Source organism: Paenibacillus sp. E194 (assembly GCF_000935845.1).
In the GTDB taxonomy this organism is placed as follows: Bacteria; Bacillota; Bacilli; order Paenibacillales; family Paenibacillaceae; genus Paenibacillus_B; species Paenibacillus_B alvei_B.
In genome coordinates, this window is the sequence record NZ_JMDX01000074.1 from 1 (window position 1) to 24,617 (window position 24,617).

At 41.9% G+C, this 24,617-nt stretch carries 27 protein-coding genes; 5 read left to right on the plus strand and 22 right to left on the minus strand.

Features of this window, described 5'->3' with window-relative positions; genetic code table 11:
* Positions 1-22: 22 nt before the first annotated feature.
* From AZ66_RS12505 to AZ66_RS12525, 5 genes are all read right to left on the minus strand, one after another.
* Positions 23-808: an SDR family NAD(P)-dependent oxidoreductase gene (locus AZ66_RS12505; protein ID WP_082061555.1), complete on the minus strand. Its 786-nt coding sequence runs from the start codon at positions 806-808 to the stop codon at positions 23-25.
* 635 nt (positions 809-1,443) lie between these two features.
* Positions 1,444-2,394, minus strand: coding sequence for an ABC transporter permease (locus tag AZ66_RS12510; protein WP_044355162.1), 951 nt, complete (start codon positions 2,392-2,394; stop codon positions 1,444-1,446).
* A gap of 3 nt (positions 2,395-2,397) precedes the next feature.
* Positions 2,398-3,471 carry an ABC transporter permease gene (locus AZ66_RS12515; RefSeq protein ID WP_021255493.1) on the minus strand — a complete coding sequence of 358 codons (1,074 nt, stop codon included), beginning with the start codon at positions 3,469-3,471 and terminating at the stop codon, positions 2,398-2,400.
* Complete coding sequence (locus AZ66_RS12520) at positions 3,468-5,000, minus strand: ABC transporter ATP-binding protein (protein WP_044355163.1); 1,533 nt, start codon at positions 4,998-5,000, stop codon at positions 3,468-3,470. Before AZ66_RS12520 ends, AZ66_RS12515 begins: the two co-directional genes overlap by 4 nt.
* A gap of 83 nt (positions 5,001-5,083) precedes the next feature.
* Complete coding sequence (locus AZ66_RS12525) at positions 5,084-6,115, minus strand: BMP family lipoprotein (protein ID WP_044355164.1); 1,032 nt, start codon at positions 6,113-6,115, stop codon at positions 5,084-5,086.
* Positions 6,116-6,280: 165 nt separating this feature from the next.
* Between AZ66_RS12525 and AZ66_RS12530 the strand changes: the two genes are divergently transcribed.
* Positions 6,281-7,039 carry a Crp/Fnr family transcriptional regulator gene (locus AZ66_RS12530; RefSeq protein ID WP_231586848.1) on the plus strand — a complete coding sequence of 253 codons (759 nt, stop codon included), beginning with the start codon at positions 6,281-6,283 and terminating at the stop codon, positions 7,037-7,039.
* 159 nt (positions 7,040-7,198) lie between these two features.
* Positions 7,199-7,915: a purine-nucleoside phosphorylase gene (deoD, locus tag AZ66_RS12535; protein WP_044355165.1), complete on the plus strand. Its 717-nt coding sequence runs from the start codon at positions 7,199-7,201 to the stop codon at positions 7,913-7,915.
* Positions 7,916-8,084: 169 nt separating this feature from the next.
* Here the strand turns inward: deoD and AZ66_RS12540 are convergent, their stop codons facing one another.
* Positions 8,085-9,362 carry an NCS2 family permease gene (locus tag AZ66_RS12540; RefSeq protein ID WP_442950288.1) on the minus strand — a complete coding sequence of 426 codons (1,278 nt, stop codon included), beginning with the start codon at positions 9,360-9,362 and terminating at the stop codon, positions 8,085-8,087.
* 100 nt (positions 9,363-9,462) lie between these two features.
* Here AZ66_RS12540 and AZ66_RS12545 point away from each other — a divergent pair, with 100 nt between their 5' ends.
* On the plus strand, positions 9,463-10,170 hold the full coding sequence (locus AZ66_RS12545; protein ID WP_044355167.1) for a Crp/Fnr family transcriptional regulator: 708 nt from the start codon (positions 9,463-9,465) through the stop codon (positions 10,168-10,170).
* Positions 10,171-10,345: 175 nt separating this feature from the next.
* Here AZ66_RS12545 and AZ66_RS12550 read toward each other — a convergent pair whose 3' ends face one another.
* From AZ66_RS12550 to AZ66_RS12560, 3 genes are read right to left on the minus strand one after another with little or no spacing between them, the layout of a single operon-like run.
* Positions 10,346-10,924, minus strand: a complete 579-nt coding sequence (locus AZ66_RS12550) for a cupin domain-containing protein (RefSeq protein WP_442950289.1) — start codon at positions 10,922-10,924, stop codon at positions 10,346-10,348.
* A gap of 47 nt (positions 10,925-10,971) precedes the next feature.
* The gene (locus AZ66_RS12555) at positions 10,972-11,535 is read right to left on the minus strand and encodes a GerMN domain-containing protein (protein WP_044355169.1); all 564 of its coding nucleotides are present in this window, start codon (positions 11,533-11,535) and stop codon (positions 10,972-10,974) included.
* A 12-nt stretch (positions 11,536-11,547) separates the two neighbouring features.
* Entirely contained in the window at positions 11,548-12,966 is a 1,419-nt protein-coding gene (locus AZ66_RS12560) for an N-acetylmuramoyl-L-alanine amidase family protein (RefSeq protein WP_044355170.1), read from the minus strand.
* A 460-nt stretch (positions 12,967-13,426) separates the two neighbouring features.
* On the opposite strand from AZ66_RS12560, the gene scfA reads away from it, so the two are divergent.
* Together scfA and scfB are read left to right on the plus strand one after the other, a co-directional pair.
* Entirely contained in the window at positions 13,427-13,576 is a 150-nt protein-coding gene (gene scfA, locus AZ66_RS30555) for a six-cysteine ranthipeptide SCIFF (RefSeq protein WP_021255503.1), read from the plus strand.
* Positions 13,577-13,678: 102 nt separating this feature from the next.
* Positions 13,679-15,058, plus strand: coding sequence for a thioether cross-link-forming SCIFF peptide maturase (scfB, locus tag AZ66_RS12565; protein WP_044355171.1), 1,380 nt, complete (start codon positions 13,679-13,681; stop codon positions 15,056-15,058).
* 249 nt (positions 15,059-15,307) lie between these two features.
* Here the strand turns inward: scfB and AZ66_RS12570 are convergent, their stop codons facing one another.
* The 13 genes from AZ66_RS12570 to AZ66_RS12630 form a co-directional block, all read right to left on the minus strand.
* Positions 15,308-15,706 (minus strand): SMI1/KNR4 family protein, encoded by a 399-nt coding sequence (locus tag AZ66_RS12570; RefSeq protein WP_197081704.1) that lies wholly within the window; start codon positions 15,704-15,706, stop codon positions 15,308-15,310.
* Between the two features lie 21 nt (positions 15,707-15,727).
* Entirely contained in the window at positions 15,728-16,294 is a 567-nt protein-coding gene (locus AZ66_RS12575; RefSeq protein WP_044355172.1) for a hypothetical protein, read from the minus strand.
* A gap of 97 nt (positions 16,295-16,391) precedes the next feature.
* Positions 16,392-16,874, minus strand: a complete 483-nt coding sequence (locus AZ66_RS12580) for an SMI1/KNR4 family protein (protein ID WP_044355174.1) — start codon at positions 16,872-16,874, stop codon at positions 16,392-16,394.
* 18 nt (positions 16,875-16,892) lie between these two features.
* Entirely contained in the window at positions 16,893-17,981 is a 1,089-nt protein-coding gene (locus AZ66_RS12585) for a serine hydrolase domain-containing protein (protein ID WP_044355175.1), read from the minus strand.
* A 45-nt stretch (positions 17,982-18,026) separates the two neighbouring features.
* Entirely contained in the window at positions 18,027-18,650 is a 624-nt protein-coding gene (locus tag AZ66_RS12590; protein ID WP_197081705.1) for a hypothetical protein, read from the minus strand.
* 49 nt (positions 18,651-18,699) lie between these two features.
* Positions 18,700-19,179, minus strand: coding sequence for a hypothetical protein (locus AZ66_RS12595; RefSeq protein ID WP_044355176.1), 480 nt, complete (start codon positions 19,177-19,179; stop codon positions 18,700-18,702).
* 148 nt (positions 19,180-19,327) lie between these two features.
* Entirely contained in the window at positions 19,328-20,188 is an 861-nt protein-coding gene (locus AZ66_RS12600) for a hypothetical protein (RefSeq protein ID WP_052648494.1), read from the minus strand.
* 181 nt (positions 20,189-20,369) lie between these two features.
* The gene (locus AZ66_RS12605) at positions 20,370-21,404 is read right to left on the minus strand and encodes a hypothetical protein (protein WP_044355177.1); all 1,035 of its coding nucleotides are present in this window, start codon (positions 21,402-21,404) and stop codon (positions 20,370-20,372) included.
* A gap of 206 nt (positions 21,405-21,610) precedes the next feature.
* On the minus strand, positions 21,611-22,003 hold the full coding sequence (locus AZ66_RS12610; RefSeq protein ID WP_044355178.1) for a hypothetical protein: 393 nt from the start codon (positions 22,001-22,003) through the stop codon (positions 21,611-21,613).
* A gap of 36 nt (positions 22,004-22,039) precedes the next feature.
* Positions 22,040-22,561 (minus strand): hypothetical protein, encoded by a 522-nt coding sequence (locus AZ66_RS29795; protein WP_052648495.1) that lies wholly within the window; start codon positions 22,559-22,561, stop codon positions 22,040-22,042.
* Positions 22,562-23,211: 650 nt separating this feature from the next.
* Complete coding sequence (locus tag AZ66_RS12620; RefSeq protein WP_044355179.1) at positions 23,212-23,439, minus strand: hypothetical protein; 228 nt, start codon at positions 23,437-23,439, stop codon at positions 23,212-23,214.
* 20 nt (positions 23,440-23,459) lie between these two features.
* Positions 23,460-23,873 (minus strand): hypothetical protein, encoded by a 414-nt coding sequence (locus tag AZ66_RS12625; RefSeq protein WP_197081706.1) that lies wholly within the window; start codon positions 23,871-23,873, stop codon positions 23,460-23,462.
* A 23-nt stretch (positions 23,874-23,896) separates the two neighbouring features.
* Entirely contained in the window at positions 23,897-24,289 is a 393-nt protein-coding gene (locus tag AZ66_RS12630; protein ID WP_156159954.1) for a DUF4240 domain-containing protein, read from the minus strand.
* Positions 24,290-24,617: the final 328 nt, after the last annotated feature.

Genomic DNA, 24,617 nt, shown 5'->3' on the forward strand with positions numbered 1-24,617 from the left:
CGCTCCTTATAAGTGTTTCTGGCTATATCAAAATCGCGCTGCCCAAAATAAGCCGCAAAGGCGGGTTCTCGCTATCCACCAGCTTCATAAGCGCTTCGGCAGCCAATGCAGGATCGCTATCTATCGAGTTTTCCGCATACTGTTGGGCTAGCTCTTCTCGAAGAGAATGGTAAGCCTCTAATGGCTGGCTATAGCGCATCGTGCTGTATAAATCCGTCCAATATCCGCCCGGCTCCACGAGCGTCAGCTTCACCCCAAAATGGGCCGCTTCCTGCGCCAACGCTTCACTTAACCCCTCGAGTGCAAATTTGCTTGCACTATACATGCCTGTCATTGGACCTGAGATTACTCCTCCTATGCTGGAGATTTGAATCAAATGCCCTGACCGCTGCTCACGCAAGTAAGGGAATACCGCCTGAGAAACCCAGAGCGCCCCGAAGAAATTCGTTTCCATAAGATCTCTTACGTCGGCCTCGTTCAGCTCCTCGACCATGCCTAACGTCATCGTACCTGCATTGTTCACGACAATATCAAGACGCCCAAAATGCTCTGCCGCCGTCTTGACGGTTGCAAATACAGATTCCCGCTCCCGGATATCAAGCCTTAAAAATAGCAGCGCATCTTGATATTGTTCTTTCAGTGTTTCTAACTTTCCAACGGTTCTAGCGACGGCTACAACCTGATCTCCTGCTTCTAACGCGGCTTTGGCAAATGCGTATCCAAGCCCCTTGCTGGCGCCCGTAATTAACCACACGCGTCTCTTCTTATTCTTCCGATCTTCAGGCTTGAACAGTTCCTGTGTTGTCATCGAAAATCCCCCCTAACCAAAATAAAAAACACAGACAAATGCTCTGCCTGTGCCAACTATAATCGGATAGGAATATCCCTGTATAAGCCCATGTTCGAACACCGCCAAAGAAGCCCTACGATAAAAAACGCAGGCAAATCCTTCGACACTCGCCAAGACATGAACTAGACGGCATATGGACAGACTTATCCCGAATACTCTGCTGACAGGCAGAGAAACAAAGAACCAATGAATGCAATTTGCATGGTTGGCTTATCGGGAACAATCTATCACACATAACCCTCCGTTCCTGTTAGATACCAATACTGTAGCAAAGACGGCAGGGAATTTCAACCAAATATAAACTAACTAACACCTTCAACATTGCCTTTATCCTGATCACAGTCTTCATGTTCCGTTTGTTAGGGCAGCACGCTCCCACCATTATACCTGCCAAGGATGAAAAGAAGCGTGGAATTTTGACCTGTTCACTTAGAGAAGCTTAGGGAACTGTGTGCAGTTTAACAGATGATTCGAATATAGACTTTCAAATTAAAAAATCCCCTCTAGAGGGGATTGGTTGCTCCACTTACCTCTGAGGGGATGCTGTATATTTTATTATACTTTCTTCATATGGACGAAATCGAAAATAAACACTATCTTTTCCCCGGATCGTATGGCTCTCCGAGTGCGGTTGGCCCGCTCGTACGCCCAACTGCGAAGAGCAGCACCAGCAAGGTCAACAGATAAGGAAGCATGTAAAACACTTCGGTCGGTATCGTCTTCGCCCAGTCATAAATAACGACTTGATCCTTGAGTGCTTGGGCAAATCCGAAGAAAATCGCTGCGCCAAACGCCCCTATCGGGTTCCATTTCCCGAAGATGACCGCAGCAAGGGCAATAAAGCCTTGACCGGAAATCGTGCTCTGCGCGAAGCTGCTGTTCGCCGTTAAGGCGACCGTTGCGCCTCCTAGAGCAGCGATGGATCCCCCAACCAGAATGGATAACGTACGAAGGCGATTGACCTTCACACCTGCCGTATCAGCAGCCCCAGGGTGTTCCCCAACAGCGCGCATCCGCAGGCCCAGCGGCGTCTTGTACATGACGAACCATACCACGAATACACAAATATAAGCGATATAGGTCGTTGGATATGCCGTAAAGAATGCTTTTCCGAAGAACGGAATGTCACTCAACAATGGGATGGACCATTTAAAAAACACGTCAATGATCGGCGTCTCCGCAGCTCCATCGAACAAGAGCTTGACCATGAAGAACGTCGAGCTCGCCGCCAGCAAGTTGACGACAATCCCGCTGATTACTTGATTTGCTTTAAATTTTATCGAAGCAAGTGCATGAATGCCGGAGAAGATCAGCGTGAAAATCATGGCACCGAGGAGACCTAACCAAGGCGAAGCACCGCCAAGCCCCGCACTCTCCGCATAATGCGTCGTAACCGCAGCAGCGAAGGCTCCCGATATCATAAACCCTTCAAGTCCCAGGTTAATAACACCGGTACGTTCGACGATCACCCCGCCGAGTGCGGCAAAGATCAATGCCGTGGCAAACACGAATGTTCCATTCAATAGATTGGCTAGAATATCCATGGTTTACCCCTCCTCCCGCTTCGATTTGCGTTTGAACATCTTGATGAACATGCGGATGGCTCCTGGAGCTGCCGCGAAGAAGATAATGATGCTGATTACCATCTTAATCACTTCAGGAGGCACATCAGCACCGAAGCTCATTCCTTGCGCACCATAATACAAGCCGCCAAATAGAGCTGCGGACAAGGTTACCCCAACTGCCGTGTTCATGCCGAGCAGGGCTACCGCGATTCCATCGAACCCAATCCCAGATGTATTAGGCGTAATCGCCATATACTTAAATACACCGAGCACTTCGAACGTGCCAATCAAGCCGCCAAGCGCGCCAGAGATAAAGAACGTACGAATCGCAATCTTGGATACATTCATCCCTGCATATTCCGCAGCATGCCTATTGTATCCTACTGCACGAATCTCATAGCCCTTCTTGGTGCGGTTCATATAATAGTAATAGCCGATAAGGATGAAGATGACGATGAAGAATCCCCAGTGAATACGAGCCCCGCTAAGCAGATCCGATAACCACGGAATCTGGATGTCCGCAGATTCATGGATCATTTGTGAACGGGATGTGCCTGCTTCAGCCATGTACGATTTGATTGCAATATGACTAATATATAGGGCAATCCAGTTCAGCATGATGCACGAGATAACTTCATTCAACCCGCGTTTGACTTTGAATATGGCGACTAGTGCCCCCCATATTCCGCCGAACAAGGTTCCGACGAGTATCGCTACGATCCCATGAATGAATGGCGGCAATTCCAGCATATTTCCGACCATCAAGGCCCCGAGAGAGCCCATCACGATCTGCCCTTCCACCCCGATATTGAACATCCCGCCGCGGAATGCGATCGCAACCGCGAGACCTGATAGAATCAGTGGGACGATAGAACGCAGCGTTTCACCGATGTCATAGACGCTACCAAAAATCTTATCTATCAACGAAGAATAGGCAAGCAATGGATCATATCCGCCAATCAGCATCACAATCGCGCCGATGACAATCCCGATCACAATGGAAATGACCGGTATCCAGATCGATTCTTGACGCAGAAGCTTGTTCACACGATTCAATTCGATTCGCCTCCTTGTCGTCTGCCCGCCATCATCAATCCTAGCTCTTGATCATTGGTCTCTTCTGGACAAGCTTCTCCTACGATTTGACCATTGAAGAGCACGATAATTCGATCAGCCACGTTCATGATTTCTTCCAATTCGAAGGATACGAGAAGTATGCCTTTGCCATTATCGCGTTCTGCAATGAGCGCCTTATGGACAAACTCAATCGCCCCCACATCGAGGCCGCGTGTCGGTTGCGCGGCGATCAACAGCTTGGGATGCCGATCAATTTCCCGCGCGATAATTAATTTCTGCTGGTTGCCTCCGGACATTGCACGTACCGGTACCTCATATCCGGGAATACGGATATCGAATGATCTCACGTATTTCTCGGCGAGCGTTAACGCAGCTTTGTGATCCATAAGTCCGCCCTTCGTCAATTCAGGCTTATCATAGGTCTGCAAGATTGCATTCTCCGGCACGGTAAAGTCCAACACCAGACCATGCTTATGGCGATCCTGCGGAATATGCGACATTCCAGCTCGGCCAACCTCACGCGGAGTCTTGTTCACGACATTGACGCCGTCCAACTGAATCTCGCCCGATTCTACACGCCGCATGCCTGTTAATGCTTCGATTAACTCGGTTTGACCGTTCCCATCGACCCCCGCGATGCCGACGATTTCACCCGCACGAACCTGGAAGGAGAGGCCGTCTACCGCAAATTGTCCATTATCCCTGCGAACGTGTAAGTTATTTACGTTTAGAATAGGCTGCATCGGATTGGCTGGAGCTTTCTCCGTCTTGAACCGTACTTCGCGGCCTACCATCTTCTCTGCCAATTCTTGAGGGCTGGAATCCTTGACCATAACCGAGTCGATCACGCGCCCCCGGCGAATAATGGTGCACGTATCCGCAACCTCCATAATTTCCTTCAGCTTGTGCGTGATGATAATAATGGACTTGCCTTCACTCGCAAGCCGCTTCATAATGGCAAGCAGATCCGTAATCTCTTGAGGTGTCAGCACCGCCGTCGGCTCGTCCAAGATGACGATATCTGCGCCGCGGTACAGCGTCTTCAAGATTTCTACCCGCTGCTGCATTCCTACTGAAATATGCTCAATCTTGGCAGCAGGATCCACATTTAGGCCATACTGCTCCGATAATTGCCGAATTTTAGCTGAAGCACTCTTCAAATCAGTTCTCAGACCGGATTTCGGTTCCATGCCGAGAATGATATTTTCAGTGACCGTAAAAGGCTGTACAAGCTTGAAATGCTGATGCACCATCCCAATCCCCAGCTCAATCGCCCGGTTCGGGGTATCCATAATCACTTCTTGTCCGTTGACCCAAATAGAGCCTTCTGTTGGCTGATACAATCCGAATACGATATTCATCAATGTCGACTTGCCGGCACCATTCTCACCAAGCAATGCATGAATTTCGCCCTTCTTCAAGGCAAAGCAGATGTCTTCATTCGCGACGACGTCACCAAATCGCTTTGTGATTCCTTTTAACTCCAATACCGTCTCTGTATGCACCATTAGACTTGGCTCCTTCCTCCTCCAGAAACAACCCCCCGCTGATTAGGCGAGGGGAGCTTTTCGGTTCCAATCGGTTCTTTGCTTTACATTTCTGGTACGACAATTTCACCATCAATAATTTTTTTGCGGTATTCTTCTACTTTCGCCAATACATCTGCCGGAACGTTCTTCGTGGATGTTGGTGCAATGTCAACACCGTTATCTTTGAGACCCATGTTCGTCACTTTACCGCCTGGGAAGTTGCCTTCTGCTAGTTGCTTCGAGATTTCATAGACAGCGACATCAACTTTCTTGATCATGGACGTTAAGGTTACTTCATCGCCGAACGTCAGAGATTGGTCTTTATCTACCCCGATAACCCATACCTTTTGCCCTTGGGAGACACGCTCTTTCGCCTCGTTAAATACGCCGTTGCCTGTCAATCCTGAAGCATGGAAAATAATATCTGCGCCGTCATTGTACATCGTTGCAGCCGCGGATTTCCCCATATCAACGCGTGTAAATTGCCCTGTATAGTTCACGGATAATTGTGCATTCGGATTTACGGCTTTGATCCCTTCGCGGAAACCGGCTGCGAAGCGTTGGATTGGAGGGATTTCCATGCCGCCGACGAAGCCAATTTTATTCGATTTGGTCATCAATCCAGCGATTACCCCTACTAAGTAAGCCCCTTCTTGTTCTTTGAAGGAAACAGCTGCAACGTTTGGCACAACAATGGAGGAATCAATGATGCCAAGCTTCGCATCCGGGTTTTCTTTGGCAATTTGCGTTATGGCGCCATCCAATGTATAAGCTGTCGCCCATGTCAGGTCATATCCGCCTTTGACGAATTGATTCAAGTTTGGGATGACTTCAGAATCTTGTTTGGGTTCCGCGTATTTGACATCGTATCCAAAGTCAGCCTTCAACTTCTGCAATCCTTCCCATGCATTCTGGTTGAAGGATTTGTCATTGACACTACCCAAGTCAGTAACCATACCGATTTTGAGCTTTTTGCCGTCAGTTTCTCCAGCTGTGCCAGCTCCGCTCTTGGATTCATTCTTCGCGCCACATGCGGATAACACCATGGAAACCATCAATACGAATACAAGTAAAAGATTCATCTTTTTCTTCATCTCTAGACCCTCCGACACATAATTGAATTTGTGAAAATCTATTTTCATTACCGGTAATGGGCTTCACTTGCCTTGAATTTCAGCCGCATCACGGTCATAATGAACAGTAAAAAGCTTCGGTGATTTTTCTAACATGCCACGATATATTGGAAAGTGAGGGCATCTATGATGATTACAGACATAAGAAGCATTTCAATCTTTGAAGAACTATCAGATGAAGCAGTAGAGCGTATTATGCCTATGCTCAGCAAACGGCAATTCCGCAAGAATCAAGTTATTATCTACGAGAGCGATCATAATGGCGATGTGTTCATTATTCGCTCCGGATCCATTAAAATATATAGCTTGTTCGAAGACAAAGAAATCATATATGGCGTTGCCTTCCCTGGCCATGTCGTCGGCGAGATCGAAGCCATCCATTATGATGATTACCGCATTGCCTCCATCGCTGCTATGGAAACCGTGCACACCTGGTATTTGAAGAAGCAAGATTTCCAGACCATTCTGGACGAGTATCCCAGCGTGCTGCGACGCTGTTACTGGCTGCTCGTAGAGAGCATCCGGATTCTCAATCGCAAAGCCCAGTACATTTCCTTCCTTGACACTCGTCTGAAGACGGCGAACCTCATCTATGACCTGTATTGCAACCTAGGACGGAAAGCTGAAGGTGAATCCGCTTACATAATTGGCTATAAATTAACGCATCATGTCATTGCTAATATGCTCGGCGTAACCCGCGAATCCGTCTCCAAAGTATTAAAGGATTTCCAAGATGAAGGGATCATCTCGATTGAACAGAAAACGATCAAAATTGTTGATCTCCCCACGCTTCGCAGCATATGCGATCGTGTATGCACTCATTCGCCTGACCAACGCAGGTGGTACACAAAAGCTGGAGACAACTCGATTATAGATGGAGCGTAGAAGAAGTTCAGTTAAACGCTGCACTGTTTTTTTGTAATCTACTTCACAGAAAAGCGATAGCTTGCATTACTGAATTGATGTGTACACGTATGATAGGGTATTGGAGTAAAGCGTTTTCATGATTCATGCGCTTGAAAATGAAAAAGGAGGTACGTTCCAATGAGTGTACATATAGAAGCCAAAAAAGGTGAAATCGCACCCGTTGCCTTAATGCCTGGAGATCCGCTGCGCGCGAAGTATATTGCTGAGACATTCTTGGAAAACGCAAAATGCCACAACCAAGTCCGCGGGATGCTTGGATTCACAGGGACATACAAAGGGAAGCCTGTTTCTGTGCAAGGTTCTGGGATGGGAGTTCCTTCATTCGCGATTTACGCAACAGAATTGATTCAAGATTATGATGTGAAGACGATCATTCGCATCGGAACATGCGGCGCGATTCAACATGATGTGAAGCTGCGCGACGTGCTTATCGCCCAAGCGGTATGTACGGATTCTTCGCTTAATACGAATCGGTTCCCAGGTTATGCATTCGCGCCGATTGGGAACTTCGATCTCATCAAGACAGCGTACGATATCGGCATGGAGAAGAAACTAAATCTGCGTGTAGGGAACATCTTATGCTCTGATATCTTCTATACAGAGGACAATAACAAGGAAACGATGCTGAAGCTTGGCGCTTACGGCGTGTTGGCTGTTGAAATGGAGACTGCAGCATTGTACACGCTGGCGGCGAAGCATCAAATTAACGGACTAGCTATGTTCACAGTAAGCGACCATATCCTAACAGGAGAAGCGACGACATCCGAAGAGCGGCAATTGACGTTCAACGATATGATTGAAGTCGCTTTGGAGACAGCGATCCGCCAAGGGTAATGCTGCTTCACCGTAACCGTAACAAACCCGAATATGGGCGCATCAGGCATAAGCCTACGCGATGCGTCATATTCGGGTGATGGCAATCAATCTCACGGCACATCCCCCTCTCCAACCATCCTCTCCGCCTAGTTTACCATATTTAGACAAAATTTTACACAAAAATCTTTTACTGTCTCACGATAAAATAGATCAAGAACAATACCGCAATCCCATACATGGCTGCCGTGACTTCAGAGCGCCGTCCCGTGACGATTTTGACCATCGGATAGGCTATGAAGCCACATGCTATCCCATTCACGATACTGAATGATAACGGCATCACGAGCATCATCAGAAATGCTGGAAAAGCCTCCGTCAAGTCATCCCACTGAATATGCCTGACCCCTTGCATCATCAAACAGCCTACGATGATAAGCACAGGTGCAATCGCAGCATTCGGGATCAATTTCAAGATCGGAACAACGAACAATGCCGGAATAAACAGCAAACCTGCAATAAATGGCGTTAATCCAGATCTCCCCCCAGCCGCAATACCTGTTGCGGATTCAGCAACCGTAGTCGTCGGGCTGCATCCGAGCATGGATGCCGTAATGATAGATAACGCGTTGGCTTGAAATGAACGCTTGAACTTCGAATGGTCCGGCAGCATGCCTAACTGCGCCCCCATATTCGCAAAGAGAATGACCATCAATAAGGAAAATACGGCAATCCAGAAATGAAAGCTGCTCAACAGGCTAAAATCAAAAGCAAACAGCAGCTGCTCATACCCCGCCATGGAGAACGTGAAGCTGTCCATTTTCGAGAAATCGACAATTCCAAGAACTCCCCCAATCAGTGTTCCTGCAATGATTCCAATCAGGAAGCTTCCCTTCACCCCGCGCAAAAACAGCGGGACTACGAGAGCAAGCGTCAATAGAGTCGTTAACGCATACGGATCGCTGAAGCTCGCCAATTGCACGAACGTACTCTCACTGGGCACGATCACGCCGCCATTTTTCAAGCCTAGAAATCCAATGAACAATCCGATGCCTGCCGTCAGGGCTCGTATCATCGATTCGGGTATCGTCTGCGACAAATAGAAGGCGCTTCTCGTCATCGAAATGCCAAAGAATAGAACACCTGCGATACAACTCGCTGCCAATGCCTGCTGCCACGTCAGACCGAAGGATGCCACCAACGTAAAGACAAAAAACGCGTTATCCCCCATGCCTGGCGCCAGAATGAGCGGTGATTTCGCCCAAAACGCCATTAGCATGCATCCAACTATGGAAGACAGTACGGTCGCAATTGTCGCGGCTTCATACGGCATGCCCGCAATGCTTAAGATAGCCCCGTTAACCGCAATAATATAGGCAATCGTAATAAATGAAGTCAGACCCGCCAGCATTTCCGTACGTATATTGGTCTCGGTGTCCCGAATTTGGAACAGTTCCTTCGCTTGCACCCTCAATTCTCCTCTTCCTCCATCCAATTATTCCTGATTATTACTTAAGGTCAAACCATGTTACAATAGTGCTGATCTCACTATGAAAGGATCTGGACGTATGATAGACATTGCTCAAATCCCACTTTTCTCTGAGATTCCACCTGGTGATTTAGCTGCACGTATCGCACCAATGCTTAAAGAACGTCATTATAAAAAAAATCATGTCTTCATGTTTGAAAATGACCATAGCGATGAGATCTTCATTCTTCGAACCGGCAAAGTCAAAATATACCGGATTCAAGATGGGAAGGAAGTTGTGCTCAGCATTCAACTCGCGGGTGAAATATTCGGCGAAGCCGAAGCCATTTCTGGCGATAACCATCGGATCTGCACCATCGAAGCGCTGGAACCGCTTATTGCCTGGCAGATCAGTAAACCAGATTTTTTGCAAATCATTAAGGAATATCCTTCTGTTCTTCACAAAGCATATGGGATTATGTTTCAACGGGTGCGCGTCTTGAATCGCATGATCCGTTATATGACATTCTGTGATGTGCGAACGAAAGTCGCCAATCAAATTATGGACTTATACTATAATTTTGGTCAAGAATATGGAACCGCTTACAAGATTGATATGAAAATCAATCATGCCCTGCTCGGCAATATGGTGGGGATCACACGTGAATCCATCTCCAAAACCCTTAGTGACTTTCAGAGCGAGGGACTGATCGACATTCGTCAGAAATTTATATATATCCTCAATTTACAGAAGCTAGAACAGATGTGCGAGGAAACAGAGGAAGTCCCTGCACTTCGGAAGTGGTAATGACCACGTTGGCTCACAGCCTAACTATATCAAAAGAACCGGAGGCGTATCAGTTACGCCCATAACGTTTATTTTGTGAACTGGATCATAAATACAAAAAAGCTCCACCTCGCTTATCGCTTGGTGGAGCGTGATAACAACTAGTCTCATCATTTCGGCTCCATAACGAGATATTTCAACTATGGCTGCCTTCTTCGGCCATGGCACTCGCCTTCGTTGGATGAACGGTTCCAAACGGATGCTTGGGCGGGCCATAGATCGAGTAGAGTTTAAGCGGTCTATACCCAATGTTGATGACATTGTGCCATGTGCCTGCCGGGATCATAATGGCATAATTACCATCGACGTGCTGCTCGAAGTCCAATTTTTCCTTACTCTCCCCCATCCTCACAAGCCCCTGGCCTTCTTCAATCCGTATGAACTGATCGGTTGTCGGATGCATTTCCAAGCCGATATCACCTCCGACTGGAATACTCATCAGCGTCACTTGCAAGTGCTCTCCCGTCCACAGAGCCGTACGATACGTCTTGTTTTGCTCGGCTGCCTGCTCAATATCAACGACGAACGGCTGGCCTCCGTAATCCTTCAACACCATATTGCTTCTTGAAAAAGGCCACTGATGATTGTTCCAGCTATAATCATACGGATTCCAACTATAGCACCGATTCATGCTGCCCTGGGGATAATGAGAAGGATAATGCCACGGTTGGTAATTGCACGGATACATATTCATTCTCCTCGTACTGTTTTTCATCACCACCGTATATCCTATGCAGCTGCCCATAACGAGGCGCATACTTCTTACTCAGCCTTATTACGAGAAATGGGCTGTTCTAATTCAGCATGCCCCATGAAGCTATCTAGAGCTTTTCCATCACTAAGAAGTTCAATGTTGTCTATCTCCTTAAATTGAAATAGGGTCTCCTTGAGTGCATCCAAGGCTAACAGTTCACCGCCTGCTCCTAATCTCGCCTCGCCTGGAATATGCACATCTATTGTTAAAACGCCCTCGTTGAATTTCATTGCGTTTAGCTCGATTTTATTCCATAAAGATAGAAGATCAGCAGGATTGTTGCTTTGCAGAGCTTTAAATACTTTCTTATATTTGTCCAGACTATCCGAATAATGAATTTCCATCTTACTCTGCTTTAACTCCGTTACTTGAGAATCCACGAAGTAAACGACAATCTCCTCCGTTTGATTTTCAGCTTTATCTACTGCCTTATCCGTTCCATTTGCGGGCGAATAAATCCCCTCGTTCGACGTTGAAGCCGCCCCTGATTTAGTAGCAGGCTTGCCTCCACAGGCTGTCGCTACTATTGCGATAACCAATATTAAAATCGTTATAGACACACTTTGTTTCATACCAGCACATCCTCACTGATTTACTTCTATCCCTAAATATTCTTTGATTCCATCAACAATAGCTTGAGCTGCTTTATTTTGAAAAGAATCTGTTAACATTGCTGCTTCTTCTTCAGGGTTACTTAGGAATCCAATCTCTAACAGGACTGCCGGCATTGTTGTTTCTCGGATGACTTGCAAGTCGCCATTTTTTACACCACGATCCTTTAGCCCGATAGCCTCGATCAAATGCCTGTGAATCACTTCAGCCAAACTTTTACTGCTGCTGCGTTGATAGTAGAACGTCTCTGTACCTGTCGTTTTGGGTGAATCCTTCACGCTGTTGCCATGTATCGATACAAATACATTCGCCTTACCTGTGTTGGCCAACTGAACACGTTCTGTACGAGTAGGATATACATCGGTTTCACGAGTCATGACAACTTTGATTTCAGGTTCCTCTAAGAGCAGTGCTTGGACTTTCAAGGACAACGCTAACGTAAAGTCCTTCTCAAATTGATTCGAATAACCCGATGTCCCCGGATCGCTTCCGCCGTGACCTGGATCGATAACCACGAGTTTGGCACCTGAATGAGGAAGCATAGCATCGGGATTGGTAGTAATGAGATCACCATTCATATTCAGATCAACAATCAATTGGCCTTCGATCCATTCGGAAGTATACTGTACATTGCTTATTTGATTTAACTCAATGACAATTCGAATCTGAGCCGGGTCTTGATTAAACAACGAATATCTTACTTCCGTAACATTAGGTACCCCACTTAGATCTAATTTACCTACCGATTTAGAACCGAGGGATTCAGCCAAAGGCCCTCCAAATGCAGTATGAGGCAGATCAACAACGATCCGATCTGGGCTCGTCAATTGCGAGATTACTGGCGTAACCTCTTGATCTAAAGAAAGAACCAGTTGATTGTTCGCAAATTGAATGTCATTCACATGATGTAACTCCGATTCAGACTCTTCACCTGTTGCAGGAGGAGAGGGATCCGGGTTGATTCGATCCAACGTGACGATTTTGTCTACGTTATTCCAGCCTACTTTTAACCCCATCTCTTCACTAACGAATCGTATAGGGACAACCACTGTGTTTTTTATATTTTGAGGGGCGAGATTCAGCGTTTTTTGCTCATTATCAACGAGCACTTCTTTCTTACCAACTGCTAATGAGATCACCTTGGCGTTCTGCTGTATTTTCACATTTTGCGTTTTTTGATGCCAGTCCACTTTAAACTTTAGGTTTTCCGCAACTACACGAATGGGAATCATCACGTTATTGTTAAGATTTACGACGTCCGCATTCTCAGGAAGAACGCACTCTTCACCATCCAAAATAATTTTCGTTTGCTTAGCTGCCGCATCACTATGATTCGGTAAAGCGATCAGAAAAAATACACTAAATAGAATAAAAAGTATGGATTTCTTCATCGTACACCTCTGTCTCATTCAGCTTCGGAATTGTTATTCATGATCACATCTACGACCAACCACCCATGTAAAACCACACCATGATCCTCTCGACTGCATCTATAAAATGAATAAGTAATTGATTGATATGAAATTACTATAGAGCAAATAATTTCGAGTCTCGTAAGTCGACCATCCACCTCCCGGCACCGAATATAGGTATTCGTAGTCTTCTATCAAAATTTCCATTTATTTGACATACAATATTCTACAAGTATAGGTGAATCCCCTTCCATGATGTTGGCAAAAGTGTTCATTTATTTTCGGATTGGCTAATAGATAGAGTTAATCGAAGCATAATTATATGCGCACCAATCAATGGTGTGACCTTTTTGATTGTTGAACCTCCAAAGTTGTTGCTACCATAGTTCAACGTAGCAAGTTTATTCGCATTCACGAAATGGTAGAGGAGTTATTCATGATGAAAAGAATCGTAACACTAAGCACACGCAAACTGATGGACACTGCAAAACACGGCGGATGCGGCGCATGCCAGACATCTTGCCAATCTGCTTGCAAGACTTCCTGCGGCGTAGCCAATCAACGTTGTGAGAATGACATGAACAAATAACAAATAGGCAATGAAACTCACCGCCGTCCTTCCAAGGACGGCGAAGTTGTTTCTACGGATACCACCTGCAATTTGTAGACAAAAAGGAGCTTGATTCGCAGTATGATTCATCAATACCAACTGAACGGATACAACATCGTGATCGACACCTATAGTGGCTCTGTGCATGTTGTTGATGACCTGGCGTATGAAGTTATTGCGCTGTATGAACAGGAAACACCCGAACAAATCCTGGCGTTAATGAAAGAAAAACAATATTCAGAAGAAAACATTCGAGGGACAATATCAGAGGTCGAGGACCTTATAAAGAATGAGCAGCTGTTTACAGAGGATGCGTATGAGGAGCTGTCTATTCATTTAAAAACACGGAAAACGTATGTAAAGGCGCTCTGTCTCAATGTCGCGCATACTTGCAATTTGTCGTGCGAGTATTGCTTCGCCAGTCAAGGGAAATACAATGGTGATCGAGCAATTATGAGCATTGAGGTTGGACAAAGAGCTATTGATTATCTGCTCGAGAATTCTGGGCATCACCGAAACCTCGATATCGACTTCTTCGGCGGGGAACCGCTTATGGCTTGGAAGGTTGTCAAAGAGATTGTAAAGTATGCACGAAGCAAAGAGCAAGAATGGAAGAAAAAATTCCGCTTCACCTTCACAACGAACGGCATGCTGCTCAACGATGAGGTCACCGATTTTTTAAATCAGGAAATGTACAATGTCGTCTTAAGTCTAGATGGAAGAAAAGAGGTTCACGATCGGCTGCGCAAAACAGTGACCGGCAAAGGCAGCTATGATTCTATCGTGCCGAAATTCAAGGAATTCGTTCAAAAGCGCGGAGACCAGGAATACTATGTACGGGGCACGTATACGAAGAATAATGTTGACTTCACCAATGACATCATTCATATAGCAGATCTAGGTTTTGACAAAATCTCGATGGAACCTGTCATCTGTGATCCACGGGAACCCTATGCGCTTACCGAGAAGGATCTCCCAGAGATTTATAGTCAGTACGAAATTCTTGCCAAGGAAATGATTAAGCGCAGCGAACAAGACAGAGGGTTTACCTTCTATCATTACATGCTTGATCTGTCGGAAGGCCCTTGCATCCAGAAGCGAATTACGGGCTGTGGATCAGGCACAGAATACCTCGCTGTCACACCATGGGGCGAACTATTCCCTTGCCACCAGTTCGTCGGGGATGAAGCGTACAGCATGGGCAACATTTGGGATGGCATCATGCGGCCTGAGCTGCAATGCCAATTCAAAGAAAGCAACTGCTACACAAAGCCGGAGTGCCAGAATTGCTGGGCTAAGCTCTACTGCAGCGGCGGCTGTCCCGCCAATGCCTTGCATGCGACGGGCTCCATCAACGGAAGCTACGAGTTTAGCTGTGACGTGTTCCGCAAACGGATCGAATGCTCCATGATGGCCAAGGTCGCCGAGTCGATTAGAGAGATGGAAGAGAGTGAAGTGTAGATACATGAAAGAGGGGCTCACCGCCCCTCTTTGCTATTGCCGCTAATCATTCTCTGTCATATTAATCTGAATCAATTTGTGAAACATACTATGTGGAATGATAACATCATCTATACCCTACGTTGTGCCTGAATGTGCTTGCAAAATTCCAAGAAGGAAGGTGCTACAACTATTGCATCATCAGGGTCGTAACTCTCTTCGTAATCCATATATTTAATTTCCCCAGTTTGGATATCAATCCAAAAATCATTATCCGCATGATTGTCGGCAAAAAGGGATATGAAATAGAGTGAAATTTTCAAAATCCTCAGAATAATCTGCCCTTCTATCTTTTGCTCTTTCCATAGACATCGTGTAATAAGAATCCTCTTCGTCTTCAATTAACGGAATATGAAAGAAGCTCCCAATCTCTATCGATAAATAATCCTTGTTTGTTATTTCATAAAAATGATCAGGATAAATATATGCTCCTTTAGTAAAAACCCCGCCATTATTAGCAAGGTAAAACGCGATAAAATCTTTTTTACCTGGAAACTCATCAGATACAACTTCATTTATTTGGGATACTGATATCGTCTTCCAAGATTCCTCAAAACAAATATCATGATTCAGAAATCTATTATTGTTTCCTTTAGAATGTTTGTTCATGTGAGTTCCACCTCCTACTTTTCACTTCCAAAAACGAGATGTTTGCAAATCCTGAAAGCTGATTTCTTTATATGCGGTTTGAATCCCTCTCATCCTACTCGATGTACGTTCGACCTTATCTTCCCCAACATGAGGAGCTTCGATTTGAAAGATTTCATATTTCCCTAAAGATTGATTTACTCTAAATTCTAACGCCTTTGTTTTATTAAGGAGAATTACTCCATACTCCCAATCAAAATCCTCATAGTTACATACATATACGAGAATATCCTTTGACTCTAGGCATTCTTGGAAGTCAAATAAATTCGGAGAGTCTTCATAGAATTCAATCGCATGCAAGTATCGTTTTTTTTCTGAAAAGTACAACTTCAATTCAACTTCTTGTCCATTAAGGATTTCTATGTAATATGATAAAATCACATCATACTTCTCATCACCAGATATGTTATTGCAATATCTTTTTAGCAAGTCATAGGATTCATCATATACACTGTCTTCAAATGTAGTAGGCTCCGTAATAAAACGGTAAACGATTTCATATATACTGTGTCCTTCTAGCTGGCTGCCAAGCCTTTTTCTTATTTCCATGATAAACTCCTCTTACTTTGTTATTTTGAAATAAGGGGTACGAGCCATCATTGTAAATCAAGCTTATCCAATTGTGCACATCAGCTAATAGATTCTTTTATGATATTTTTGAGTAAGTTTCGATTAATAATTCTTCCAGCGAATAATATAATAACTCCACTTCTCCTGAGTCATGCAGAAAAATAAATATTTCTCCACGTTTGTTCATTAGGATTGGATTCCCAGAACCATCATCTGAAATAACATATGAATTTTTCAGTAAAAACTCTACACTTTCGCCTTCAAATTCTATGCCATTAAAATCATATATTTCTCCTTCAAATATCCTTCTAAATTTCAAAGTAAGATCCACTACTGTTGACTTTCCAATTAAATCTCCATTGTTAAAAGCACTGATTGTTAATCCACCATAAGCACCGCCAAATAATTTAATAAACTGTACATATTGATCATTAAATTTTACATGTAACATCTTTTCTGCATTTTTTATCTCTTGTATACTCGCAGGTTTACCAATAAGACTGCTATTTTCTTCTCTATTTAAAAAATTTTCTATCTTATTAAGAAGCTCTTTATTCATTTTAATCATTCTCCTTGTTTAAAGTTTCTCTTCCCATATCCAAATCGGCTGCTGAAGAACGATGGATGTAAGATTACGGTTGATTTTTTTGGAATTCATCGTCATCTCGTTGCTAAGAACGATCACTGTTAATTCCTCGTCCATTAGCCGTGTAACATAATGACGGAAACCACTTGGATACCCGCCTGGATGCCCAACTGCCTTTCTCCCCATGACATCTTGCGTATACCATCCATATCCATATTGAGACGGAAACTTTTTGGCATGGGCCATATTCATCAGGTCTGATGATTCTTTGCTTATCAATGCATGATTACGCAGGGCTCTATCAAACCGTTCTAAATCTTCAACTGTAGAGATGATATCCCCAGCTGCAAACGCTGCAGAATTATGCATTACGGGTCCAACTTCCCCCTTTACATGTCCTTCCGCTATTGGTGTACCAGCCGAAACCGTAAACATAGAATTCAACATGTTGCTTGGCTTAAAAATATGCTCTTCTATATAATTTGCATAGGATTGCCCGCTGACTTTTTCAACAATAAGACCTAGCATCACATAACCAGTATTACTATAACTAAAGCTTTTACCTGGGGTAAACTCTAATTCAGAACTGCTAACGGTTTTTACAATATCATTTGGATTCCATTCTTTGCTGTAGTCAAATTTGAAATTCGGCTTTAGATAGTCCGGAATTCCCGAGCTATGACTTAGTAGATGACTTATTGTAATAGACTCTCCACTCGGAAAGTCTGGGAAGTATTTCGAAATTGGATTATCCAAGTTTAGAAGTTCCTTTTCTACTACCTGCATGACTGCTACTGCAGTGAATGTTTTAGATAATGAAGCAATCTGATAGAACGTGCTTGGGCTATTAGGTAAATCAGTAGTTGCCAATCCATAACCCTTTTTAAATAAAATTTCACCTTCCTTTGCAATTAGGACGGTTCCCTGAAATTTTTCATTGGTCAAATATTGATCGATTTTATCAGGAACGCTTCCAGATAAATTACTATGGTTGTTGCGTCCAAATAATAGCAAAGCTCCTATAGACACGATTACAATAACAAGAATAGTAATAGAGAAAATCTTTAAGAATTTTTTCATATGTATACCTCTCAGTCTATTATTGAACCTCTTATCAAGATTGTTTTATGAAGAAATAATATCAATATAGTCTTTATATGCTAAAGGAATTGGTCTATCGAAAATCAGATCTTTTAAAGGATCTACGTTTTTCCCAAACTGATAACAAAGATATAATCGTTCATTAAATTCTGGATAAACCCGGACATTGGTTAATTCATATTTATCTATGGTCTCGCTATCTGTAACAGGAATTGAAGGCATAAGTATTTTCGTTTTATAACTACCTGCAGACATGTCCTCTTCTATTAATCTGCCTCCACCTTGACCCAGTATCAATACTTTCCGCTCATTTGTTGTTCCTTTCCATACCGTCACGTGTCTACTTCCCATACCTAAAGAATCTATTTTATAATTAGGAAGCTTGTAATTTGTAAGGGGTTTCATGCTTTGGTTGTAAATATTACTATTTTTAATAAACTGTCTTGTTACGGACGTGCTAAATAAAATTGGAACTTCGTTTAAATCAACATCTCCCCAATTATTATCGTCACTGTATAAATCAAAAATCAGCAGTTGGGCTTTACTAATCATTTGTGCTAAAACATAAACATTATTCTGCCTACCTTCGTCCTTCAACTTCGTTTCTATACTAATCACTTGATTAGCTTTCCAAACATTTTTTGTCATGATTTTCAACCCTTCTAACCTTTTTTCTATATAAGAGCTGACAACCATGTTAAGAATGAAATCTTTCGAGATTTTCAAGTAAATCAAAATCTACTAGATTGGTACCATTATATCCAGCTTCTATCAAGACCTGTCGTAGTTGCTGCAATAGCTTGAGCCATTCTTTTATAAATAAATCAGTTTTCATCGTGATACTCTGATAATCATCACGACTATCCCATTTAACGTTAATATTAGATTTTCCAATTTTACATATCCATGTTTCGAAAAATGCTTGACTTGGGAAAGTTACGACAAACCGCTCTTCTCTTTTTTTGATTGCCTCTAACATCCTAACAACATCAATTATGCCATCGGCTATTTGTGTCCCATAATTGATTCTTAATGATGTATCATGCCATTTCATTGTAAAGTGTTGATTATTAACAAGCCTATTGTCTAATGCTTCCGATATCGTTGTATCTTCTGGATCACGTATTCCAATCATAAAATTTGGGTTGATTATGATTTCAAATTCTACTTTACTCACCTCAAGGATATTTCATTTTTGCATGACTCTCTTTTCTAACAAAAAAAACATATGTAAAGAAAGAACTTATGACGTCTTCTTCATATATGTTTCGGAAACTTACATTATTTCAAATCTTCAAGCACATATCCTCGATTACCAAGGACAACTAAATGGGGTTCCTTTCTTGCAACAAACTATTTATTTCATCTTTTTTGTGTGAGTAATGTCTCTTTTCAGGGTGAAATGAAACCTCTCTTAGTGATGGGCACTCTAACAATGGCGATAAATCTCCACTTTTACAATTCCAAAAATTTATTTTCTCTAAATTTTCCATAGATTTTACAAACTCAAGAGAATCAACATCTGAGACCTGTAATTCTTTTATCGTATGATTGCCTGTCAAAAATGTTAGATCAGTATGATGTTTGCATTTTTCAATTTGGAGTCTTTCAAGTCCTTTTAGTTCACTAAGAGCGTGTCCATCTTCTAGATGATTTAGATACTGGAACCAACACCATTTCAAGGAGTCTAAATCCTCTATCCCAGCCAACGAAATTAGCTTAGTTGAGTAATCAAGACGTAAAAACTCTAGTGATTTTAGTGAACAAAACTCTTTGCAATCTGGTTTCATATATTTAATTGCGTATAAGCTTTTTACATTTACTAGTTTATCTAAATTTAGATAGTGATCTTTTTTAACAACAACCTCCTCCAATTTTTTAAAATAGCTCAAATCAAGATTTATTGGCTGAGCTAATGTGATTTCTGTAAGATTAGTTAATGTAGATAAAGCTTCAGTATTTTGATACTTGGATAATTTGAAATTACTGCTAATCCTTAATTTATTGATGAATGTTTTGTTGTTGAAAGATGCAAAATCTAAGTGACATTTCAAATCTACTTCGGGATTCAAATTACGGATGCGAATTGAATGGTAATTTTCCTTCTCGGCAATCTGTACTCCTTCCTCAAGGTAAAGTGGATCTATTTCAAAATAGCCAATACTATCATTAAATGAGTTCCTCATTAATTCCCCACCTTTAAAAGTCATTATTCTAAGTACATTGTGTAAAAAATACACCTGCATCATTCTGATCCACACTTTTATTTACAAACAAATATCCAGTCGAGTCACTGACGCAAAATATATCATGATATCCTTCAGGGAAACTCTTTCCCTAAGGGCATCTACAACTTACTATTTATCACTATTTTGCTAGTCCCAAATAACTTCTCATCCGAGCATCTTCAATCGTAGCAGGTAGTAAATCAATCAACATCTGTTTGTACGATTCGTAGATAACAGGACATCGATTGTAAAATTGAAATTTGACCTTATCGTCCAGGTACGGATGCTCCATCAAGCGTTCAAACCACCTGGCATCCAGATTTTCTGCCAATTTACGCTTGAAACAGGTTCTGCTATCGTAACGTCCGTAGCTGTAACGTCCCCAAAATGCCGCCATTGTGTGACTGCCATTTTTATCGTCATAATAGATCAGGCCCAAGCCGTTATGAATATACCGATTTAATGCTTCATCCCGCAAAAAAGTGGAGAATTCATCATACACGTTATCTGCACGGTTGGTAAGAAGTTTTGCGGAAAAATAAGGAATCAGCCACTCATTACCGTATTGCATATACAGCTCCTCAGCCAACAAAATCAACCTTTTATTCATGCTCCGTATTATCGAAGCAGCGAGCACAATCGGGAAAACACATAGGGTTTCCTGTGGCTGCAGGTTCCATATTCTGAGCGTATTGTTAATGTGCACATAATCCTTATTGGCCGATGGTTTCAATAGTTTAAGCCTTTCCACCAACGGCCGATTCGCCGCAATGAGACGGTAGACGCCGATCATGGACGGGCTTCCTTTGCCAAGCATAACGGAAACAACGGCAGTGAATCGTTCAAACTCATCCTCATCGGTCAGGAAATCTGGCGGCTGTTGAAACAGCTCGTGGAAATATTTCTCGCAATGCTTGCCCACCACTTCCGAAACCGTATCGGAAATAGCCGGCATCAGGATGCCCTCGCCCAAATTTTTGTGTTTCATATATTTTTCCCAGATCGCAGTCGCTTCCCCACACTCTTGATGAGCAAGTGCTTTTAACGCCGCCTTTTTGCATTTCCCCTTCTCATGTTCTACAAGATATAGAAGCGCCTCCACATGACTCAATCGCGCAATAGCATCTTCTCTCTTCTTTCCTTTTTCCGGCAACGTCGCCAACACTTCTTCCAACTATAAGCGCCTCCTTCATCCTGTTCATCATCTCACCATACTTCGACATAAATCGAGTTAAATCCTACCAATAAAATGAACTGTATTTAAAACGTCAAAAGCCTGCCCAAAGGCAAGCTTTTTTATTTGAGACATGTCCCATATCGTATTATTGATGACCCTCGCGACAGTTGAATAGCATCCAAGCCACCTCTGATTTCAAACCATCAAAGCTCCACAAGCTCCACTTCACCTGCTTGATCTTGCTCTAGATGAACAAGTGGAACAGGCGAGTAAATAAACGTATCCCCGTCGTCTTCAAGCTTATACATGATACAAAACAAAGCTGAACCTCGCTGATCGCCACTCGGTATAGAGAAAATCATAGCTGGACAACGCAGCTCAGCAGAATGAACGCTTGCACATAGTTCTTTATAAGTAATAGCAGCGAGGGTGTCGATATCACCAAGATGCTGTTGACAATCCCCAATAACTTGCATGTAATACGCTATATTCTGATTATACTTATTTGCAAAGCTCTGCTTATACTCTTCAATGCTAAGAAAGCAACACTCCCAATCCAAAGGCGGGATACTTAACACATAGCGATAGAACTTCAACTTCCTAATTCCTCCCTCTTTTCGAAATCGGGCAATTTAGAATAATTGAAAAGGGGATTTTTTTGATAGCCCTTTTTTAATCTTTTCAATTTCTTCAATGGCTTTTTGTCTCCAATGCTCCTTAAGTCTAAAATCTTCATCATAAAAGACCTTGTTATGAAGTTGAGAAATTAAATCTGCTAATTCAAACCACTCTAATATATGTATTGAAATATTCTGCATGTTTTCAGGACTAAAATCCCCATGATCATGATCATAAAAAAATACGGTTGGGGGTGATTGAATATCATCAAGATCGATTATCCAAAGATCGCCTCTGCCAGTTTCGGCGAATATCCAATGGCTTTCTTTAAGTTCACTAAAATCTGCATGATACTCTTTATTATATTTTTGTGCTTTTTCATAAGATAAAAAAATATGATCTGCCTCGATGCTATTATCGGCAAGTTTCTCATATAAAAATAAACAATCCTTCCTCATAAACTCACTGATCTTAGGACTTCTATTTCGATGGTCTAATCTATCCATTATTTCATCAAAATTTCTTTTTCTTATCATGATATTCACTTCTCTCTGCATGGATCATTATGACTTTAGGAGATTGTTTATCGTGTCTCTTTTATGAGAGTAATGCCTCTTCTCTGGATGGAAAGAAACCTCTTTTAATGTCGGGCATTTCAGTAATGGCGTTAAATCTCCAGATTTACAGTTCCAAAAGTTAATGGTCTCCAATGCTCTCATGGTTCTTACAAACTCCAAAGAGACTAGATCTGAAATTAACAATTTTTTTATGGAGCAGTTATCATTCAAGAAAGAATAATCCATTAGGTTTTTGCAACCTTCTACATGCAGCCACTTTAAACTACTTAATTGAGAAATGCTACTTGCATCAGATAGGTAATTGTTTTTAACCAACCAGCAAGTTTCTAAGTTTTCTAAGTCTTCAACACCTTCAAGTGATTCCAGTTTCTTAGACCCGCTTAGTCGTAGATAAACCAACTCTTTTAATGTGCGTAACTCATGACAATTTTGTTTTGAATATCCTAAAAATATAAAGCCTTTTTAAATTCGTCAGTTTTTCTAAGTGTTCGTAACAACTATTAAAGAGATAAAGTTTTTCTAGTTGTTTTAATCGAGAAAAATCAATAGGGATTTGCAAAGATACACTAAAATCAATCATATTCACCAAAGAGTAAAGAGCTTCAATATTAGCAACACTTTTTAAATTTAAAATTGTTGTCAATCGCTAGATTTTTAATAAATTTCTTATTTTTTAAAGGTGCAAGATCCAAATCACATTTAAAATCAACATCATCAACAAATCCACTAATATGAATCGATTCAAACTGCTCTTCTTCTGCAACATGGAGTCCTTCTACTAAATACCTTGGATCTATTTCAATTACACATTCTTTAAAAGAATATTTTCTCATCATCGTATTTTCTCTCAGACTTTTTATTTTGTATCTTTCAAATTCCCTTTAATCCAACTAATGATTATTTCTTTTATCTTTTCCAAGTTATTATTATGTAATGTACATACTATCACCAATTCATTCTTGCTCCTATTGTCCATAGTACTATTCATCCAATAAGATAATAAATCCGCATTCTCAGAGCTTTCTTGGATAATTCTAATTATTTTATTCTTTTTTGTTGATTTCGCCGAAAATATAGGATTTCCATCCATCATTTTTTTCCCATTACTGAAGGTGGTGTTATAATAAGGGCATATCCAATCGCTTCCATCTATATTCTCTTTATGCAACAACATAAAAAACATATCAATCCAATATTTTTCTAAAGCAGAATACACATCTTCATCATCCAAGTAATGAACAAAATAATGAAGCTTATTACTATTTTCCACGACACTTACCTCCAGCATATATGTTAGTATACCCCGGTTGATTCACCGAACTTTTCTATACATACTTCATCTGCGATGCCGAATAAAATTTCGCAATCTTCAGCTGTAGATGGGATTTTCTCAGGATTATTAAGTATCTCTGCATAGTACTTCTTCCCCTTACTTACTACCAAGTAACTTACGTCTTCAATCCCATCCTCTGACTCTTCTATGTAATCTAAAAATGGATCATCTTGTAATACACTTGCCGCATCTAAAAATTGTTCCTGGAACTTCAAAATATGTTCTTGATCCATTTCTCTCAATATTTCTCTTAATCTATCCGTATTATGATTTGCGTTCATAATAATATCCCAAAACCAATCACTTACAATGTCACTAATTTCGTTTGGTAAAATAATATCAGATTGATTCATAAAGCCACCTCACTTGTGATTTTAGTTGAAGGCGTGAGACTATTTCTGTGGAAATATTCTACTTGATTTTGGATATTTTGATCTTCTACCTTAACTGTTCGACATCCATCTGATTTTGTTTCATTTGTTTTGAGTATATCAATATACCTTCATTAACATACTCAAATCGAAATGTTGTTATTATTGGCAACCCTATGGTTTGTATTCTTTGTCGTGCTTAAAGTTTTAAATAGCGGTAATCAAAATCAATTTCCTCGCCATCCAACAAATTTTCTTTATACTCTATTTCTTCCTTAGAACTATCAAAAGTAACTTCTGTGTACAATGG